The sequence below is a fragment of the Pandoraea sp. PE-S2T-3 genome (assembly GCF_002179965.1).
GTDB lineage: Bacteria > Pseudomonadota > Gammaproteobacteria > Burkholderiales > Burkholderiaceae > Pandoraea.
Window position 1 is genome coordinate 181,465 of the sequence record NZ_NGUQ01000035.1, and the last position, 19,209, is coordinate 200,673.

The following is a 19,209-nucleotide window of genomic DNA, read 5'->3' on the forward strand; positions in this document are numbered from 1 at the left end:
GGTGGGTGACGTCGTGTGGGTCAGCCTTCGTTCGTTATCCGAGGATCACAATACCGCCCGGCAGCCGAGTGACGTCCGCGTGATAAATCCGCTGAATCTGATGGATCGCCTCGTCCAGATCCGCCACCTTGAACTGCCCGCTGATGCGGCGTGACGCCAGTTGGGCGTCCGATACCACGATGCGTCCCGGGCGATAGCGATTGATTTCCTCGACGGCCTCGCCGAGCGGCGTGCCGCGAAAGAGCAGATCGCCGCGCTGCCAGGCGCTCGCCACCTCGAGATCGACGCGCGTGCCTCGTTCGACACGGTGCTCGTCGTACCAGATGCGCTCACTCTGCGACATCGCCAGCGTCTGCCCGTCGTGCAAGAGCCGAGCCTTCCCTGAGGTGCACGTCACGCAGTAGCGAGCGCCAACGCGACGCACTTCGACGCCGCCGTCGTCGGGCAGGATGCGTCCGGCGCCCGCGACGATCTCGATGCTGTGCGCACCCGGATTCTGGGTCAGCGCAAGTTCCCCGTCGATCAGGACGATTCGGTCCGCGCCCTGATTTCCGGCTGCATGCTGCACGTCGACGCTGGTCTTCGTATTGAGCAGCAACTCGACGTTTTTCGCGACGTCGACGCGCATCTGCTCGCCTGTCGCCGTTCGGTGATCTGCTACCAGTGCCTGCATCGACGGCCACAACCCGAACGGCGGGAACACTACGGCCGCGACCGCCGCTGCACCACCTGCTGCTGCCAGGCCGCGCAGGAAGAAACGACGGGAGTCGCGGGAAGCCTCTCGTCTTAGCTGTGTCTCGGTCTGTGCCCGACGCTTCGGATAGGTCTTCTCGTAGTAGGTCTGTGCCTGAGCGATGGTCCGCCACTCATGGTTGATCTGCGCCAGCGCCTGTCGATGCAGCGGGCTTGTGGCGCACCACGCTTTGAACTGCTCGGCATCCTGCTCCGTTGCGGCACCGCTGCGCAGCAACGTCAGCCACGCGTGGGCTTGCGCACCGAGCGCGCCCGTCTCGTCCGAAGCGTTGTCTGATTGAATGCGCGCCATGTCAGTCTTGATTAGGTGCTTGCGCGGCTACTCCGGCCCGTTGCCGGACGTCCCTTCCATTAAGACGGGCGAGCGCGGCGCAACCGCAAAGTTGTTTCAATTCGTCGAATCCGGCTCATAGCGCTGAATCTTGCGCGCTAGTGTCTCATGCGCAAGATGCACCTCGGATTCGACCTTTCGTAGCGAGATTCCGTACTGCTTGGCCAACTCTTTCTGCGGAACGCCGTCGAGCCGCGACGCCATGAACAACTGACGCCGCAGCGGCGGCAACCGGTCGAGTGCCTCGGCGAGACGCGCCAGCTCACGGCGTCCCATCGTCTCCTCGACCGGATCGAAGGGAGCCACTTCCTGCTCGATCAGATGCTCGACCTCGTCGCCCGAAAGCAGACGACCATCCACCCGCACTCTGTCGATGGCGAGGTTCAGCGCCGTTCGAAGGATAAAGGCGGACGGATCGCGTACGGCGCCGGTGTTCTCGCGCGCTTGCAGACGGAGATAGGTGTCCTGCATGACGTCTTCCGCAAGTTCGCGCGAGCCTACGCGAAAACTCACACGACGCTTGATGAGATCGTAATGCTCGACAAGAAAGCGGATCAGGTCGGCGGGATGCGTCATGGCGCAGCGAGCGTCAACGGCCATGCGGTGCGCGGCACGTCCGGCATAGTCGAGATGTCGAACGCGCTCAATGGCACAGATGTGCTCATCGCTTTCGGTTCGGTCGACGAGGCACAGTCGCCGCTGTCGGCCGGCGAACGCGGCAAGATCACCAACGTCATGGGCGAAACGACCCCCTTTGGCATCGCCGAGGTCAGGTGCAAGCCTCTCAGACGCGACTGCACGCGGCTATCGCGACCTGCGTCCCCCGTGGGATGCAAAAGGACTTTCTCGATAACGTTATCGGCCCCGATCCACACGCGTAGTGCCATACGGTAATGTCCCGGCGCAGTCATCGGGTCCATGCACAGCGTTCGTGCGATGGCAGTTTGCAGCGTGGCGTAATAGCGCGTCGCCTGAGTCGTGGCTTCCGGCCCGACCTGATAGACATCCGGCGCAGACGAGCTAATGTCAGAGTCACCGGCACGGGAACTGGTATCGAATAACACCCACGCGTTCGGTGCCGTGCGTCTGGCAACGAGGCCAGTGCCTGACAACAACGTACGCAGCGCCGCCTCTGGGGTGAACTCACCCATCAGCGGACCGGTTCGCTTGCCCGCAGTGAGTGCGTCGTCGTACAGCAGCGAGTGACCTGTTACGCGAAAGAAACCTTCCAGGGCCTCGCGCAGGGGCATGCGTCCGATGTCAAACCTCCTCGGTTTGTCCGCGTCTGGCAACTCGATAGGATGCCCACCGTCGGCCGCAAACGATACATGGCATAGCGCTGCCAGCAGCCAACCAATGTACAGGCACGGATAACCGAATTTGGTATAGCGTTGACGGGGAATATGGGCAAAAGCCATAGGTAGCAATCAGGCGTGGCGCCGAACCGACCCACAGCGCCCAAGAGACGTGCAAATTACTGGAGAAATGTAGCAGTTCTTACATTTAAGAATTGTGACAACCCGTCACAACGAGCGGAGCAGGCTTGTTAAGCCACCGCCGCTGCCAGTATTCCTTGCATCAACAGCCCGCCTCAAACCAACGCCCCCACCCCACCCGCCTCTTCCCGCCGACGCAACCGCCACCAGATCAGCACGGCGACAAACGCTTCGAGCGCCGCCACGATCCAGAGGCCGCCGTTGAAGTTGCCCGTGGCGTCTTTGACGATACCGAGCAGGTACGGCGAGCCGAACCCTGCCAGATTCGCTACCGAGTTGATGAACGCGACACCCATCGCAGCAGCGCCACCGGCAAGGTAAGCGTTCGGTAATTGCCAGAACACCGGGATCGCGCCCATCGTGCCCGACACGGCCACCACTAAACACAAGAACGCCGCGACGCCATTGCTTCCTGCAAACACCCCCACGCCCGCCAACCCGCACGCCCCGATGAACACCGGAATCGCGCAATGCATGCGCGCCTCGCGGCGCTTGTCCGCGCTGTATCCAATCGCAATCTGGAAGATCGCACCGAACACGTACATCACGCCCACCAGCAACCCGATATGCAACGGGTTGGTCGGCCCCAACGCGCGAACGATCGTCGGTGCGAAGAACGAGAGTGTCGCGTTCGCCGCCACGATGCCGAAGTAAATCCCCGTCAGCAGCCACAGCTTCGGGCTGCGCACGGCCAGCATGAAGCTGTGCTCGCGCTTGCCAGCACTTGCGCCGTCGCGATCCAGATCCGCTTGCAGCAGTCGCTTTTCCTGCTCCGACAGCCAACTGGCCTGCTCCGGCTTATCCACCAAGAACCAAACGGCCAGCATGCCCGCGAGCACCGTCGGCACGCCTTCGAGCAGGAACAGCCACTGCCACCCCGCCCAACCGTTCACGCCATGCATCCCGTTGAGGATCGCCCCCGCCAGCGGCGCCCCCACGACCGACGACACTGCCGACGCCGAGATGAACCACGCGAACGCCTTCGCACGCCGATGCGCCGGAAACCAGAACGTGAGATAGAGCAGCACGCCCGGCTGGAAACCCGCCTCGAATGCCCCAAGCAGAAAACGCATCACATAGAAATACGCCGGCGAATGCGTGAACATCATCAGCACGCAGATCGTCCCCCAGCCCAACGTAATGCGTGCCAGCGTGCGTCGCGCACCGATGCGCAGCAACAGCCAGTTACTCGGAATCTCCAGAAAGAAATACCCGAGGAAGAAGATGCCCGCACCGATGCCGTACACCGTTTCGCTGAAGCCCAGATCCTGCTGCATTTGCAGCTTCGCGAAGCCGACGTTCACGCGGTCGATCCACGCCAGCATCCACAGCACGAAGATGAACGGAATGATCCGCCACATGATCTTCTTGTAGATCGGGTCAAGCATTTGCTGACTCGGATTCGCAAAGACATTGGTCGCGCCGCCAGTCGGCGACACAGGTTGTTGGTTCATGGCATCTCCTGCCGGGTTCGGCATGCTCTCGTACGTTTTATTACGCGCCATCGACGGCGCGCGTGTTTGCGTTGTTTTGTCGCTTTAAGGGGTTTTCAGGCGGCGTCATTCAAGCAGCCTCATCAAGCCGCATGGCGTGAAGCAAAGCACGACACGCCGCAGGCACTGGCCCGATCACCGGGATAGCGAAGCGCTCGCACAACGCCTGCGCCGCCTCCCCCAACGGCCCGCCGCCGATGACCACGGCCTGCGCACCGTCTTGCGCAATGCAGGCTTGCACTGCACTTGCAAGACTGTTCTCCAGTTGCGCCGGCACATCCCCCAGCGCCAGCGGGTCGCCCGTCGTAAATCGCGATCCGGTGAAGCTCGCGCCAAGCCCGAGCTTGCGCACGTTCGCCGCAATCGAATCGGCCAGCAGCGGCGTGGTGGTGGCGATACCGAAACGGCGCCCGCCCTCTGCCGCCTCACGCACGGAGGCCGTGCCGATCCCCACGACCGGCACATCCAGACGCGCACGCAAAGCCTCCATGCCCGGGTCGCCAAACGCACCGACGATCACCCCATCCGCTTGCGACGCCAGCGCCACGATCTGCGGGTCGTTCACTGCCTCGGCGGCCACGGCCAGATCCTGCTCGTTGACGATCATCGAGGCACCGCGCGACACCGTCGCCCCGATCACGGTCGGTGGCGACGCCATCACACTGGCGAAATACGATCGGGCGATGTCGACCATCATTTGCGTCGTCGCCGTCGACGTATTCGGGTTGAGGAGCAGTATTTGAGTCATGAAAATCTCGGCGAGTTAGAACGAGTCAGAACGAGTCAAAACAAATCAAAGCGCGTCAGGAAAATCAGGATGCAGGCGACGCCTCGGCAGCAGCACGCGCGGTTGCAGGCGTCGAATCGTTCGGCGCATCACCCGGCGCATCGGGACCATCAATCGGCTTACCGAACGTCTCCGGCGCGAACGTCAACGCAAGGGCGAACACCGCGTACATCGCGGCCATCATTCCGAACATGCCGCCGATGCCGTATTGGTCGAACACGCGCCCGGCAACCAGCGGCATTGCCGCGCCTGCCAGCGTGCCTAACGCGAGGATGAACGCCGTGCCGAACGCGCGCACTCGCGTCGGGTAGAGCTCGGGGGCGTATATCCAGATGGACGTATTGAGCAGCAGCACACAGAACTGGAAGGCCGCGCCAAACACGAGAATCAGCGGCTGCGATTTCGACAGAAAGCCGAAACACAAACCGATGACGCACGCCGCGATGGCACCGGTCGTCAGGACACGTTTGCGTGGGAAGCGGAAGCCGAAATACGACGCCGTGATCGCACCGAGCAAGCTGCCCGACTGCATCACGATGGTGAACAGAAAGCTCTTGTTGAGCGTGTAGCCCTGCGCCATGAGAATCGTCGGCATCAGCGTGAGCACCGAGATCTGCGCACCGTACGTCATGCAAACGGCGATTCCCACAGCGACAGTGCGCCGCGCCAGCGGTCCGACAAAAACTTCACGCAAGCGCACTTTCTCGGCGCGGTGCTCACCATCCGGCGCTTCGCTCAGATAGCGCTTTTCCCCACCGGCAGACTTGCCGAGCTTGCCGGACGCGAGAATGTTGAGCACACGATTGGCTTCCTCCACCCGGCCTTTGGAGAACAAGAAGCGCGGCGTCTCCGGAATAAACCGGCGATACAGCAGCACGAAGAACGCCGGCAGCACCAGACAGCCGAACAGCCAGCGCCAGCTATCCGGCCCCGGGAAGAACGCAAAGACCGCGAGACCAAACGCCGGTGCCAGCATATTGCCCAGCCCGCCACCCGCGACGTTGATCGCGCCCACGGCCACGCCACGGAAGCGCGACGAACAGAATTCCGCGAGCATCGTGACAGCAATCGAGATCTCGCCGCCCAGACCGAAGCCGACGATGAAGCGCCCTGCGGCGAGCATGCTGTAGTTCGTCGCCAAGGCGCAGATCAATGCACCCAGCGTGAAGAGCATCAGGTTGATGCTCAGCATGGTGCGGCGTCCGTAGCGGTCGGCGATGTAGCCGGACCCCAATCGCCCGATCGCGGCGGCCCCGAACGTCAGCGTATTGAGAAAGCCGATCTGCGCACCGGAAAGGCCCCAGTACTCGCGCAGCAACGGCCCCACGAGACCGACGGCGTTCTGCTCGAAAACGTCGAACAACACCCCGAACAGAATCAGTGCGAGGATTTTCTTGTGTGACGGCGTCACGCCAATGTCGTCGAGCGCCCGTTCGAGCTGCTGCAACCTTGGTTCCGACGAGGATACGACCACTTCTGCGCCCATCGTAAAACTCCCTGCGCCTCAATTGGCGCCTTGCGACCGATTGCCTCGCCCTCTGATGAACCTTGTTCGGTTAATATTTTTTCAGATTATTTGTTTTTGAAAATTATTTTTCATATCAGGGTTTCACCGGACGTGCGAAGCCCTTGGCGAGAGACGCCAATCGCAGAGATCAATCAGGGAAAAATTAGGAAAAGCTTGATGCCCGGGGCGCTACGGCGCGCCGCGTCCCCGTGCAGAAGGCGGACTTAGATTTCGTCCAGCGCGTCGTGGAAAGCTTCCACCAGACCGAGATGGCGACGCCCCGGATTGCCCGCCAGCGTCATCACTTGCGTCACGATCAGATGGCACAGACCGATCACCGCCGTGTGATTGTCGAGCACGCCCGGCCCTTGCACATCGCATTGCAACGACCACTTCGCGGGCGTCTTTGCCGCTACGTTACGCTCGGCTCGCTCGGTGATGTAGACGAGATTCGGGCACGCCTTGGCGAGTTGCGCAACGATGGCCGGCATCTGGCGGATACGGCGGCGCAGCGCGAAAACGATCACAACATCATCCGCGTCGATGCCCGCGAGGTGCTCGCCCAACGTCTCCCCTGCGCCCGGAATCACTTGCGCGCTCGGCACGATTTGCAGCAGTTGCCAGCGGAAATACATCGCGAGCGGATGGCTCGACCGGAAGCCCACGACCCAGACCTTGCGGGCCGCGAGAATGGCCGCAGCGATCTGCGCGATTTCGTTGGATGAGAGGCGTCGATACGTCGCGTCGATGTTGGCAAGACTCTGCTGACGTTGCGCCCCGACGAGATCGTCGGCGACGGCTTCCGTCGCGGGTGTCGTCGCGGCCATCGCCAGCGGCGAGCCCGCGCGTTGCTCCGAGCGGACATGCTTGCGCGCATCGTCGAACGACGCGTAGCCCAGACGTCGTACAAAACGCGTAACGGTAGCGTTGGACACCTGCGCCAACGTTGCAAGCTCCGACGCCGTGTACCCCGCCAGATCCCCCGGCAAATCCAGTGCGAACTCCGCCAGACGCCGCTCCGATGGCGAGAGTTGATCCAACTGTTCTCGAATCCTGCCGACGAAGGACTTCTTCACGTGAGGTGCCATAAGCGAGCGTGGTTGGGGCGGGCAGTTTAGGGTCGGCTATTGTCGCGCGAATCAGCGCGAATTCGCCATTCGAGGGTAAACAACTAGATCGATTTCATTTTGACGCTCAATTTTGCGGCATAGACTGGATCTCATTAGATGGAACTCGGTTCCATTTTATGGAACCTACAACGCACATGAGCATCTTGGAAACCGCAACGGCGGTGCTGCGCCTGATGGCAGCGCGACAAGCCGAAGTGACGATGACCGATCTGGTCGAGCGACTCGACATGCCCAAGAGCACTGCCTCGCGCGTGCTCAAGCAGATGGCCGAAGAGGGGCTGCTGGTCCGCAACCCGACGACGCTGGCCTATCGCCCGTCGTTGTTGCTGCTCGAACTCTCGCATCTGGTGCGCGCGTCGACGCCGCTGATCGAGATGTGCGCACAAGCGCTCGACGAACTGGGTCAGGAATACGGCCACACGGGCTACGTCTCGGTGCTCGACGGTGACGATGTCGTCGTGCTGCGCGTGCGTCCCGGCTCGCAGGCCCTGCGCGCCATGACCAATCCGGGGCATCGTTTGGCATCATGGGCGACATCCACTGGCCGTTCGCTTCTCGCGCGCGAGACCGATGACCAGATCCGCAGCCGCTTCCCCGACGGCTTACCGACCTTGCGCGAAAACGGGCAACCCATTGGCGGCCCCGCGACCCTCGACGCCCTGCTCACAAAACTTCAGACCGTTCGCGATCTTCGCTATGCGGTGGCAGAGAACGAAGCCCTTTCCGGTGTCTGTTCAGTGGGATGTGCGGTTGCCGATCCCAACAGCGGGGAGTGCTTGTCGTTCTGTATGACGTTTCCCGCCGCGATGCTCCCCGCGGCGGAAATTCAGGCGATTGCGCAGCGCGTGGCCTCCCACGCAGAGCTGATCGGTCGCTCCGTTGGCGATCCGTTCTGGACTTCGCCCCGTTAGTTCGCTCACTCGTACGACCTGTCGATCTCTCATCATGAATACGTCGTCCTCTGCCCTTCCGACGCCTCCCGATGCCACGAGCACCGAGGCGCCGCCACCGCAACATCCGTCGACTTTCTCACCGGCCAATCTGCTGCTGTTAAGCGCCCTGAGCGTGTTCGGCGCGATCATCGGCATCGAGCTGCTTGTGAAGCTGGGCGTCACGCCCAACACCGCCATCATCGGCGCCTTGGTCGCGATGATCTGTGCGCGCGTGCCATTGCGAGCCTTTGCGCAATATCGTTCGATTCACGTGCAGAACCTCGCGCAAAGCGCCATCTCGGCTGCCACGTTCGGGGCCGCCAACAGCCTGTTGCTGCCGATCGGCATTCCGTTCCTGATGGGCCGTGCCGACTTGGTGATGCCGATGTTCATCGGTGTCTCGCTGGCCATGCTGCTCGATGGCTACATGCTCTATCGCATGTTCGACACCAAGATTTTCCCCGCGACTGGCACGTGGCCGCAGGGTGTGGCTGCGGCTGAAGCCATCAAGGCCGGAGACGTTGGCGGGCATCAGGCACGCGTGCTCGGTGCCGGTCTTGGCATCGGCATGCTCGGCTCGTGGTTCGGCATTCCGATGTCGGCATTCGGCACCGCGTTCATCGGCAATATCTGGGCGCTGACCATGCTCGGTTTCGGCTTTCTGCTGCGCGGCTATTCGATGCCGCTGTTCGGTTTCGCCGTCGAGAAGGCCTACATTCCGCACGGCATGATGATTGGCGCCGGTATCGTCGCCCTGCTCCAGATCGTGCGAATGGTTTGGCGCGACCGGCCGGTGCGCAGCGCCGCCGATGTTGCGGCAGAAGTGCCCGTGCCCACGGCGGCCGGCACACCGAGTATCCGCCGGTCATTGCGTTTCGGTGGTGTGGCCTACATCGGCTTGGCAACGCTCGTGGCATTCGGTGCGGGCCTCTATGCCGACATGTCGCCGGGCATGCTGGTCCTGTTCATCGTGTATGCCGCGTTTGCCGCATTCGTGCATGAATTGATCGTCGGGATTGCCGCGATGCACTCGGGCTGGTTCCCGGCCTTTGCCGTCGCGCTCATCACGCTCTTGATCGGCATGTTGATCGGATTCCCTCCCGCGGCGCTCGTGGTGCTGTGCGGCTTTTCAGCCGCCACCGGCCCCGCCTTCGCCGACATGGGCTACGACTTGCGTGCGGGGTTCATCCTGCGCGGTCACGGCAGCAACCCGGCCTTTGAACTCGCCGGGCGCCGGCAGCAACTCATGGCCGCGATGCTCGCCTTCGTCATCGCGATTCCGGTGGTGTATTTCGCGCATTCGAGCTTCTTCGCCAATGGGCAGGTGCCGCCCGTGGCAGCGGTCTACGTTTCCACGATCAAAGCCGGCGTTGCACCGGGAGTGCTGCATTCCCTGATGCTCTGGGCCATTGCAGGCGCTGCCTTGCAGTTCATCGGCGGCCCGAAGCGCCAACTCGGCGTGCTGTTCTCCACGGGGCTGCTCATCGCCAACCCGGCCGCCGGGTGGGCCGTGCTCATCGGGATTGCCCTGCGCTTCGCGATCGAGCGCACCGCCGGCGAGCGCGTGCGCAACACCATGGAAGTCTTTGCCGCCGGCATCATCGCGGGCGACGCCATCTTCAGTTTCGGCAGTTCGTTGATCCGCTCGCGCACGCATTGAAGCGTTACGAAACCTGCCATTTTTTTGGAACCTGAATCGTCATCATGAGCTTTAGCCAAACTCTCCAAGTCTTCGAAGCCTTCGACAGCGCCCATGCCTCGGGCCAGACCGTGGTCGACCTGCTCGCCCCCTATGCCGCGCATGGTGTCACCGTCGAGGTCCTGAAAATCGAGGGCAAGAAAGGGGCCACCGATTTCGTCAAAATCTGCATTCCCGGCGACGTCGGCAAGCGGGCCGGTGGTGCGGCCCCGAGTCTGGGCATCGTCGGCCGTCTGGGGGGCATCGGTGCCCGCCCCTCACGGATAGGTCTGGTGTCGGACGCCGACGGCGCCATCGCGTCCGTTGCCGCTGCGCTGAAGCTCGCCCATATGCGAACACAGGGCGACGCCCTTGCCGGTGACGTATTCATCACGACGCATATCTGCCCCGATGCGCCGACGCGTCCGCACGAGCCTGTCGACTTTATGGACTCGCCAATCGACACCGAAGATGTGAACGCCCACGAAGTGTGGGACGAGATGGACGCGGTGCTCTCCCTCGACACCACCAAAGGCAACCGCATCATCAACCACAAGGGCTATGCGATCTCGCCGACCGTCAAGGAGGGCTACATCCTGCGCGTCTCGGAAGACCTGCTGCGGATCATGGAAATGACGAGCGGGCAGCCCGCCGTCACGTTCCCGGTGACCACGCAGGACATCACGCCTTACGGTAACGGCGTCTATCACCTGAACAGCATCATGCAGCCGTCGATCGCCACGCGGGCACCGGTGGTTGGCGTGGCGATCACCACGCAGAGCATCGTCCCCGGCTGCGGCACGGGGGCCAGCCACGAAGCCGATATCGCACTCACGGTGAAGTTCGCCGTGGAAGTCGCCAAAGAGTTCGGCAGGGGAACTTGCCAGTTTTACGACACCGAGGACTACGCCCGCTTGCTCGCGCTGTACGGCTCGCTCGCTCACCTCTCCAAACGCCAACCCCACTGAGGCATTGCCCATGCGCCAGCACAAACTGGGGACACTGACCATCGGCCAAGCACCGCGCGCCGACATCACGCCGATTCTCGACGCGCATCTGCCAACGCATGTGCCGGTGGTCCACATGGGCGTGCTCGACGGGCTGGACCGTGACGCCATCGACGCCGCTTTTGCACCGCAGGCGGGCAATGGTGTTCTGATTTCGCGCCTGCTTAGCGGCGATTCGGTGGAACTCGACAAGCCCGCGATTCAGCGCGCATTGCAGGCGAAACTCGACGCGCTTGAGGCGCTGGGCTGCACGGTGATTTTGATCTTGTGCACGGGGGAATTCGAAGGTCTTGCTTGCCGTCACGCGTGGCTGGTCGAGCCGGACCGCATCGTTCCACCAGCCGCCGCAGCGCTCGCCGGTGAACGTCAGGTCGGCATCGTGGTGCCGCTTGCTGGCCAGATCGAGAGCGAGTTTCACAAGTGGGGGGCGCTGCAACGTCCGCCGATCTGCGCCGCCGCTTCGCCGTATGCGACGGGTGCCGAAGGCGATGAAGCGCTAATCAGTGCCGCACGCGCCCTGTGCGAACAAGGTGCCGAAATGCTCGTGCTCGACTGCATGGGTTTTGTCGAGCGCCATCGCGACATCGCGCAGACGGCATCGAACCTGCCCGTCGTGTTGTCGAACACGCTCGTTGCTAGTTTGACCGCGACGCTGGTGTAAGGGATTACCGCCGCCCCCGGGGGTCACATTCGTCCGTTATCATCCGATCGAATTCACACCGCCAAGGGGGCGATCGTGCGTCTACCTCGCGTCATCCTTTTTGTCATCGCTCTCGCCCTGCCCGTCTTTGCGCAAGCCGCTGACGGCTTCGTGCACATCGATGCCGGACGAGCCAACGCCTACGTCCCCGTGTATGCGATGGCAAACCCCAACGCCACTGCGACGCTTATCCTGCTGCCCGGTGGTGACTCGGGCACTGGCCGTGTCAGCAATGGTCAGCCCGGCAGCATGAACTTCCTTGTCCGTTCACGGCAATTGTTTGCGGACGAAGGTTTCAACGTGCTGGTGATGTTCCGGGCCAGTGACTTGCGCACGCTCGATTTCCCGGAGCGCATCAGCAGCGAGCACGTGAAAGAGATCAGCAACGTCGTTGACTATGCCACTCAGACCTTCGGTAAGCCGGTATGGCTCGTGGGAACCAGTCGCGGCACAGTCTCCGGCACCGCTGCCGCGATTGCCCTCGGGAAAGCGCATATCGCCGGATTGGTGTTGACCTCCAGCGTCACCAATCGCAAGGCCGGTGCGATCGGTGCACAAGACATCGAAAAGATCGATGTGCCGACGCTAGTGCTTCACCACAAGTTCGACGCCTGCCCGATCTGCGTGCCAAGTCAGGCAGAAGCCATCATCGGCGGGCTAAAGAACGCGCCCGCCAAGAAGTTCATCCTTGTCGATGGCGGCTCCTCACCCAAAGGCGATCCCTGCGAAGCCGAGCATTGGCATGGCTACCCCAACTTCGAGGCGCAGACCGTGCGCTTGATTGCCGACTGGATTCGGAACCCTGGCGACTGACGGGAAGTCAGGCGCCAGGCCCCGGCGCGCAGGCCCGACGACAACGCCTGTTGGCGCTGCGTGACTCAAGCCGCATATCTGCCCAATTTGCCGCTCCCCTCCATCTCGGGAGCGCGCCGAATCAGGAGCAGTGAGAACGTCGAGAGAACCAGACAAAGTGTCGTGGCCACCGCTGGCGACGATCGGTCGCCAGTGGCGTGAATCAGCCAGACCGCGACCAGTTGCGTGAGGCCGCCGAAGATCGCGACACCGAAGCTGTACACCGCCCCGGTGGCCGTGGCGCGCATCGATCGCGGAAACAGTTCCGGAATCAATGTGACCGACGGCGCGCCTTGAATGGTGTACACAAAGCTCAGCCCGACGATGATCACAAACAGACGCAAGACGCTCGGCTCACTACTGAGCCACATGTAGGCCGGATACAAAATCCCGAGCAACACCAGACGCGAGATCAGGATCGGTTTGATGCGTCCGTAGGCGTCGGCAATCTTCCCCGCAATCGGCGACACGACTGCGAGCACCAAGCCCGATGCCATCGCACAGGCATACGACGCCGACTCGTCGAGCTTCAGCTCCCGAATGGCGTACGTCGGCAAGAAGAAGATCAGCATGTATGCCGTCACCACGCCGCCCATGACCAGAAGGATGCCTGCGAAGAGATTGCGTCGCTGCGTGCGCAACAGGTCGCCCAGCGGTGAATGCTCCGGCACAGGCGCCACCTCCGACGCTTGCGGCTCCAACGCACCTAGCTGACGTCGAATGACGATGCCTGCGGGCAAAATCAACGCACCCAGCAGGAACGGCACGCGCCATCCCCACGAGTACAGCGCCTCGGGCGAGAGAAAATGAGAGAGGGCGGCCGCCATCGCCGCACCGGCGCAGATCCCCATCCCCTGACTCGCAAGCTGCCAACTCGTATAGAAGGCGCGCGCCCCTTTCGGTGCATGCTCAAGCATCACGGTCGTGGCGGGCCCGACTTCGCCGCCCGCAGAGAACCCTTGAATCAGACGCGCCGCGACCATGATGACCGGCGCGGCAATACCGATGTCGGCATAGGTCGGCGCCAGCCCTGCCATGCAAACGCCCAGCGCCATGAGCGAGAGTGTGAGCGTCATCGCCGCGCGGCGCCCAGCCCGGTCGGCATAAATCCCGATGACGATGCCGCCGATCGGCCGCATCACGAAGCCGACACCGAACGTCGCAACGGCCGACATCAGTTGTCCGTCCGCGCTAAGGGGTGAAAAGAACAGATGGCCGATCACGATCGAAAAGAATCCGAATACCGTGAAATCGAAAAACTCCATCGCATTGCCGATCGTCGTTGCCACCAGCAGCCGCGTGCGCGTAACGCGCGCAGGCTGGGGCACGGCAGTCTTCAGTGAATCTCTCATGTCCGTCTCCTGACGTTCTTCTCGTTATCGTGCGTCTTGGGCATGGAACGCCGGGGTCTCATAGCGGCCCAGTTCGTCGAGCAGAAGCGACCAGCCGCGAAGCCCTTCGCCGATGGACCGGATGCGGAAAAACTCATTCGGCGCGTGGACATCTTCGTCCGGCAGGTTGTAGCCGAACATCAGCGTTTCGATGCCCAGCATCTCCTTGAAAATCGCCGTGACCGGCACGCTCGCGCCAAGGCGCACCTGAATCGGCTCGCGGCCCGTCTCGTTGCGCAGCACCGTTTGCGTGGCAAGCACCAGCGGATGCCATGACGGCAACGACGAAGCAGGCGCACCGTTGTGCTGATGAAGAATTTCGAGCGACACCCCCTCTGGGCATTGGCGATGCAGGTGCCCCACGACGTGTGCGAGCACATCCTTCGATTGCTGCCCCTCGACCAGCCGCACGGTAAGTTTTGCCGTCGCGACATTCGGAATGATCGTCTTGCCGCCCTGCCCGGTATAGCCGCCCCACATCCCGTTGACATCGAGCGCAGGGCGCAGCGTCACCTGCTCACGCAGCGTGAAACCGGGCTCGCCATGATGACTCGCGGCCACGTCGCCAATGAACGCTGACGCATCGAAGGGAAATGCCGCCGTGTCGGATTTCTGAAGCGGCGTCAGCGCCTTCGCGTCTGCGTAAAAACCGTCGACGGCGACCGCGCCATCGACATCGTGAAGCGAGCTCACCAGTCTCGCCATCTCGTGCAGCGCGTTGCGAACACAGCCGCCATAGCGGCCGGAGTGCAAGTCTTTCACCGCCGTCTGAATGCGAAACTCCAACTGCCCGTTACCGCGTGCACCGGTGTTAATGGTCGGGACCACAGCGCTCGCGCGCCCACCGTCGGCCGACAACACAGCATCCACACTGAGCAACTCGCGATGCCGCGTGATGATTTCCGCGAGCGTCGGACTCCCGGTCTCTTCCTCGCCCTCAAGAAAAACCTTCACGTTGACCGGGCAACCACCGGCGACCTTTAGAAATGCTGCGACAACTTCCAGCGCGATGGTCGTCGGTCCTTTCACATCGGACGCCCCCCGTGCAAACAAGCACCCATCGCGCTCGGTTGGCTCGAACGGCGGACTCTTCCAGAGTTCGATGGGGTCTTCGGGCTGCACGTCGTAATGCCCGTAGATGAGCACCGTCGGCTTGCCCGGCGCGCCCAGCCATTCGCCATAGACGACCGGCTCACCGCCGCCGTCCAGTTCACGAATGTTCGCGAGGCCGATGTCTTTCAAACGCGCGGCGAGGTATTGCCGCGCATGCGCCATGTGCACGCCGAACGCCGGATCAGGGCTGACGCTGGGAATGCGCAGATAGGTCTTCAGACGCGACAGAATCGCATCGTGTTCGGCTTCAAGGAATTCCAGTACGCGCTGGACCATGGGTGTCTCCATCAATGAATGATCGGCTTCGCAGGCCGCTTTGTGATGAGTCATGTTAGAAACCCAAAAATCATGTGTCCAATGCATTATTTTTGTAATTTTGATTACATTTGCTGATACTCATTTGAGAGAATGACGCGACACATCCAGCCCTCGCACAGGAATTCGCGATGAACTTGCATCACCTTGAGCACTTTCTGGCTTTAGTCGAGACGGGGTCGTTCAGCCGAGCATCGGAGGCGCTTCATCTCACGCAGCCCGCCTTGAGCCGGAGCATTCAGATGCTTGAGCAGGAACTCGGGGTAAGGCTGATCGACCGCATCGGGAAGCGCAACGAGCTCACGCCGTTTGGCGTGCTGGTGGCAGAGCGGGCGCGAAAGATCGTGTCGGACTCGGTCGATCTGAAGCACACCGCGCAGTTGCTGGTGCAAGGCGATGGCGGAACGGTTCGTCTGGGATTGGGATCGGCGCCCAATGCGATGTTCGCCGGGCCGTTGCTGTCGTACATGTTGCGCGAGTACCCGCACGTCGGTATTTACCTTTCGACGGGCAATCCCGAAGCGCAACTGGCAGCGTTGCGCGAGCGCACGTTCGACGCCCTGCTCGTGCATTCACGGGCTATCGCGCCACAGGAGGATCTTCACGTCCAGTTACTGGGCAGCGTGCAATCGGGGTTTTTGTGCCGGCGAGGTCATCCGTTGTCCAAGCGCCGCCGGGTCGAGTTCGCGGACCTGATGCAGTACCCGGTTGTCGGGACCATGCTCAGTGACGAGATGACGCGCGAACTGGTAAAGCGCTTCGGGCCCGACGCGCATCCGGCGCGTCTGCTACGTGCGTCGTCGGACTCAGTTGCCGCGCTCATCGAGACGGTGCTCGCGACAGACGCCGTCTTCTTCGGCGTCGTCGCGGCAGCGCGCGCGTGGGTAAACAGCGGCGATGTTTCGGTCGTGCGCCTCGATCTGCCGGAGAGCGCAGACGCGCAATACGCCTTCATCACGCTGGAGGGACGTACCCAGTCGCCTGTTCTCGAGACGGTCCGCCAGTTCTGCATCGACCTTACCCGGAACAGTCAGCGCACCCAGCGCGCCAGTCGATGAAGATGCGAAAGCCTGTTCGCGACCCACCGATCAAGCGCTGAGCCTCGACATCGCGATCCGGCTCAGGCGGAGGCAGCCGTCTCCGCCGGCGCACTCGCCGCCGCAATATCCACCGCCCTCGCCCGCCTCCCCCCCGCCAGCCAAATCCCCAGCCCCGCCAGCGCGGCCGGAATCGCCAGAATCATGAACAACCCCGCGTTGCTCCACCCTGCGGCAAGCAAGAACGCTCCGCCCAGCGACCCTGCCACCGCACCAACACGCCCGATGCCCAGCGCCCACGCCACGCCCGTCGCACGATTGGATGTCGGGTAATACGCCGACGCAATCACGTTTGCGCAGACTTGCGAGCCGCTCACGCAGAATCCCGTCACGAAGATCCCGATTGCCAGCCACACAGCGTTATCAGCCACCGCCAGCGACGCCACGCACACGGCCCCCAGCAGATACGCCACCGCCACCACCTTGTACGGATGGAACCGGTCGATCAGCAGCCCCAGCACGATCGCCCCCAACACCCCGCCGCCCTGCAACAGACCGCCAAACATCGACGCCTGCTTGAGCGTCATCCCGCTACGTTCGGCCAGAATCGGCAGCCAGTTGATGAGCAGATACAGCAACAGCAGACTCATGAAGAACGCCAGCCACAGCAGCAACGTCCCCCGGCGATAGTCGCGGTGAAACAGTTGCACCACCGGTGACGCAGGCAGCCGGTCATCCGACGCCGAATACTGCTGCCCCGCCGTCACGCGATCCGGTGCCACGCGCTTCAGAATCGCCGCGATCTGGGCCTGCGTGCCGCTGCGGATCGCCAGAAACCGCACCGACTCCGGCAGCGTGAACCACAGCACCGGCACCAGCGCCAGCGGCAACAGCCCGCCAAGCGCCAGCACACCGCGCCAGCCGTAATCCGCCACCAGATACGCCGTCACCACGCCGCCCAGTGCCGAACCCAGCGAGAAGCCGCAGAACATCAGCGTGAGCAGCGTGCCCCGGCGACGCTCTGGGCTGAATTCAGACGTCAGCGTGATCGCATTGGGCATCGCACCGCCCAGACCCAGCCCCGTCAGGAAACGCAGCGCGATCAACCACGTCACGTTCGGTGCGAGTGCCGCCGCAACACTCGCCGCACCGAACCACGCTACGGACAGCATCAACACCCGGCGGCGTCCGATACGATCGGCCATCGGTCCGCTACAGAACGCCCCAACCATCAGGCCCAGCAATCCCGCGCTGAACAACGGCCCGAGCGACACCATCGACAACTTCCATTCCGCCCGAATATGCGGCGCAATGAAACCGATGATCGCGATGTCGAAGCCGTCCAGCGCCACGATCAGAAAACACATCACGCTGATCATGATCTGAAAGCGCGACACAGGGGCCGCGTTGATGAAGTCCCGCACGTCGACTGACGCTTGCCGGGTGTCGTGCTTGTCCATGAATGTCTCCTGTCCTGATGTGACGCTTTTTTGCGCCTTGTTTTGGATGGTTCGGGATTGCTCTGTCAGCTACGCCGCGTGCTCTCGCAGCGAAGACTTCACCGCTTCCACCTGCGCGATGAACGCCGGATCACGCTGGCGCAGATCCTCGTGACTCACGCGTCCGGTGCGAAGCATGTAGTCGTAAGCGAAGCTCACCGGGTCGAGCTGCATGCGCTGGTCGACGGACTCGTACCAGTCCAGACTGCGTCTCGCGGCATCTTGAAAACGGTCGGACGCACCGCGTCGGCTTTGCTCGAACGCAGCAAATGCCGCAGGGACATCGCTGCGATTCGCACAAAGCGCGTCGAACAGCGCGATGGCGTCCTGCATCGCCATGCGCGTTCCCGAACCGAGCGAGAAATGCACGCTGCGCAGCGCATCGCCGAGCAACACAACATTGCCGTGCGACCACCGGGCATTGCTGACCACGCGCGCCTGAAACCAGTTGGAACGGTTCGTGAGCAGCGCATTCCCGCCCAGATCGTCGGCAAAAATCTGCTCACAGAACGCCCGGCTCTCATCCTCGGTCGCGGTATCGAGTCCGCAGCGCTGCCACGTCTCGGGATCCACCTCCACGAGAAACGTCGAGTGCCCCGGGCTGTATTGATAAGCGTGCGCCATGAACACGCCATGGGGCGTCTGGCGGAAGATGAGCGACACCGGATGGAACAACTGCGAAGTGCCGTACCACGCGAACTTGTTGCGGCGCTCGTCGAAGCTCGGCGCGAAATGCTCCGCCATACGCGTGCGCACTTCACTGTTCACACCGTCGGCGGCGATCACGACGTCGGCGTCAGGCAACTGTGCCGGGTCCGTGATGTGGCTGTTGTACCGAACCTCCACGCCCACCTCTGCGCAGGCTTCTTGCAGCACGCGCAGCATGTCGATCCGCGACGTGCGTGAGAAGTGGTTATTGCTCAGGCGCACAGGCACGCCCTGATGGACGATTTCCATGTAGTCGCAGCGCGTATGGTGCGCCGTGAACTTGCGGAAGAAGGCCTCGTCCGCCTCCTTCAGGAATGCGAGTGCGATGTCGGAGAAGACAACGCCCCAGCCATAAGTGGCATGCGCAGCATTGCGCTCATGGACGACGATCTCGTCCTCCGGATGGCGCTGCTTCATCAACAGCGAAAAATACAGGCCCGCCGGCCCGCCACCGATGACGGCGATTTTCATGATGAACTC

General features: G+C 62.5%; 17 protein-coding genes. 6 read left to right on the forward strand and 11 right to left on the reverse strand.

Annotated features, from left to right (window positions below; genetic code table 11):
* Positions 1-34: 34 nt before the first annotated feature.
* The 7 genes from CDV46_RS21300 to CDV46_RS21330 all read right to left on the reverse strand — a co-directional run bounded on the left by CDV46_RS21300 (position 35) and on the right by CDV46_RS21330 (position 7,443).
* A complete protein-coding gene (locus tag CDV46_RS21300; protein WP_087724790.1) occupies positions 35-1,045 on the reverse strand; it encodes a FecR family protein in 1,011 nt (336 codons plus the stop codon).
* Between the two features lie 96 nt (positions 1,046-1,141).
* Positions 1,142-1,660: an RNA polymerase sigma factor gene (locus CDV46_RS21305; protein WP_176399146.1), complete on the reverse strand. Its 519-nt coding sequence runs from the start codon at positions 1,658-1,660 to the stop codon at positions 1,142-1,144.
* Entirely contained in the window at positions 1,657-2,502 is an 846-nt protein-coding gene (locus tag CDV46_RS21310) for an STN domain-containing protein (protein ID WP_087724793.1), read from the reverse strand. The genes CDV46_RS21305 and CDV46_RS21310 overlap by 4 nt, the downstream gene beginning before the upstream one ends.
* A gap of 173 nt (positions 2,503-2,675) precedes the next feature.
* Positions 2,676-4,034, reverse strand: a complete 1,359-nt coding sequence (locus CDV46_RS21315) for an MFS transporter (protein WP_087724795.1) — start codon at positions 4,032-4,034, stop codon at positions 2,676-2,678.
* 109 nt (positions 4,035-4,143) lie between these two features.
* Entirely contained in the window at positions 4,144-4,821 is a 678-nt protein-coding gene (locus tag CDV46_RS21320) for an aspartate/glutamate racemase family protein (RefSeq protein ID WP_087724797.1), read from the reverse strand.
* Between the two features lie 64 nt (positions 4,822-4,885).
* A complete protein-coding gene (locus CDV46_RS21325; protein WP_087724799.1) occupies positions 4,886-6,346 on the reverse strand; it encodes an MFS transporter in 1,461 nt (486 codons plus the stop codon).
* Between the two features lie 245 nt (positions 6,347-6,591).
* The gene (locus tag CDV46_RS21330; protein WP_254916149.1) at positions 6,592-7,443 is read right to left on the reverse strand and encodes a MurR/RpiR family transcriptional regulator; all 852 of its coding nucleotides are present in this window, start codon (positions 7,441-7,443) and stop codon (positions 6,592-6,594) included.
* A 188-nt stretch (positions 7,444-7,631) separates the two neighbouring features.
* On the opposite strand from CDV46_RS21330, the gene CDV46_RS21335 reads away from it, so the two are divergent.
* From CDV46_RS21335 to CDV46_RS21355, 5 genes are all read left to right on the forward strand, one after another.
* Complete coding sequence (locus tag CDV46_RS21335) at positions 7,632-8,408, forward strand: IclR family transcriptional regulator (RefSeq protein WP_176399147.1); 777 nt, start codon at positions 7,632-7,634, stop codon at positions 8,406-8,408.
* Positions 8,409-8,442: 34 nt separating this feature from the next.
* Positions 8,443-10,089, forward strand: a complete 1,647-nt coding sequence (locus CDV46_RS21340) for an OPT/YSL family transporter (RefSeq protein WP_087686990.1) — start codon at positions 8,443-8,445, stop codon at positions 10,087-10,089.
* Between the two features lie 44 nt (positions 10,090-10,133).
* On the forward strand, positions 10,134-11,075 hold the full coding sequence (locus CDV46_RS21345) for a DUF1177 domain-containing protein (RefSeq protein WP_087724805.1): 942 nt from the start codon (positions 10,134-10,136) through the stop codon (positions 11,073-11,075).
* A 10-nt stretch (positions 11,076-11,085) separates the two neighbouring features.
* The gene (locus CDV46_RS21350) at positions 11,086-11,775 is read left to right on the forward strand and encodes an AroM family protein (protein ID WP_087724807.1); all 690 of its coding nucleotides are present in this window, start codon (positions 11,086-11,088) and stop codon (positions 11,773-11,775) included.
* A 150-nt stretch (positions 11,776-11,925) separates the two neighbouring features.
* Complete coding sequence (locus CDV46_RS21355; protein WP_140413449.1) at positions 11,926-12,627, forward strand: alpha/beta hydrolase; 702 nt, start codon at positions 11,926-11,928, stop codon at positions 12,625-12,627.
* A 65-nt stretch (positions 12,628-12,692) separates the two neighbouring features.
* Here CDV46_RS21355 and CDV46_RS21360 read toward each other — a convergent pair whose 3' ends face one another.
* Together CDV46_RS21360 and CDV46_RS21365 are read right to left on the reverse strand one after the other, a co-directional pair.
* A complete protein-coding gene (locus CDV46_RS21360; protein ID WP_087686986.1) occupies positions 12,693-14,018 on the reverse strand; it encodes an MFS transporter in 1,326 nt (441 codons plus the stop codon).
* Positions 14,019-14,042: 24 nt separating this feature from the next.
* Entirely contained in the window at positions 14,043-15,446 is a 1,404-nt protein-coding gene (locus CDV46_RS21365) for a dipeptidase (RefSeq protein WP_087724811.1), read from the reverse strand.
* Between the two features lie 170 nt (positions 15,447-15,616).
* Here CDV46_RS21365 and CDV46_RS21370 point away from each other — a divergent pair, with 170 nt between their 5' ends.
* Positions 15,617-16,543, forward strand: a complete 927-nt coding sequence (locus CDV46_RS21370; protein WP_087686984.1) for a LysR family transcriptional regulator — start codon at positions 15,617-15,619, stop codon at positions 16,541-16,543.
* A gap of 62 nt (positions 16,544-16,605) precedes the next feature.
* Here the strand turns inward: CDV46_RS21370 and CDV46_RS21375 are convergent, their stop codons facing one another.
* Together CDV46_RS21375 and CDV46_RS21380 are read right to left on the reverse strand one after the other, a co-directional pair.
* Positions 16,606-17,982, reverse strand: a complete 1,377-nt coding sequence (locus CDV46_RS21375) for an MFS transporter (protein ID WP_087724813.1) — start codon at positions 17,980-17,982, stop codon at positions 16,606-16,608.
* A gap of 69 nt (positions 17,983-18,051) precedes the next feature.
* The gene (locus CDV46_RS21380; RefSeq protein ID WP_087724815.1) at positions 18,052-19,200 is read right to left on the reverse strand and encodes an FAD-dependent monooxygenase; all 1,149 of its coding nucleotides are present in this window, start codon (positions 19,198-19,200) and stop codon (positions 18,052-18,054) included.
* Positions 19,201-19,209: the final 9 nt, after the last annotated feature.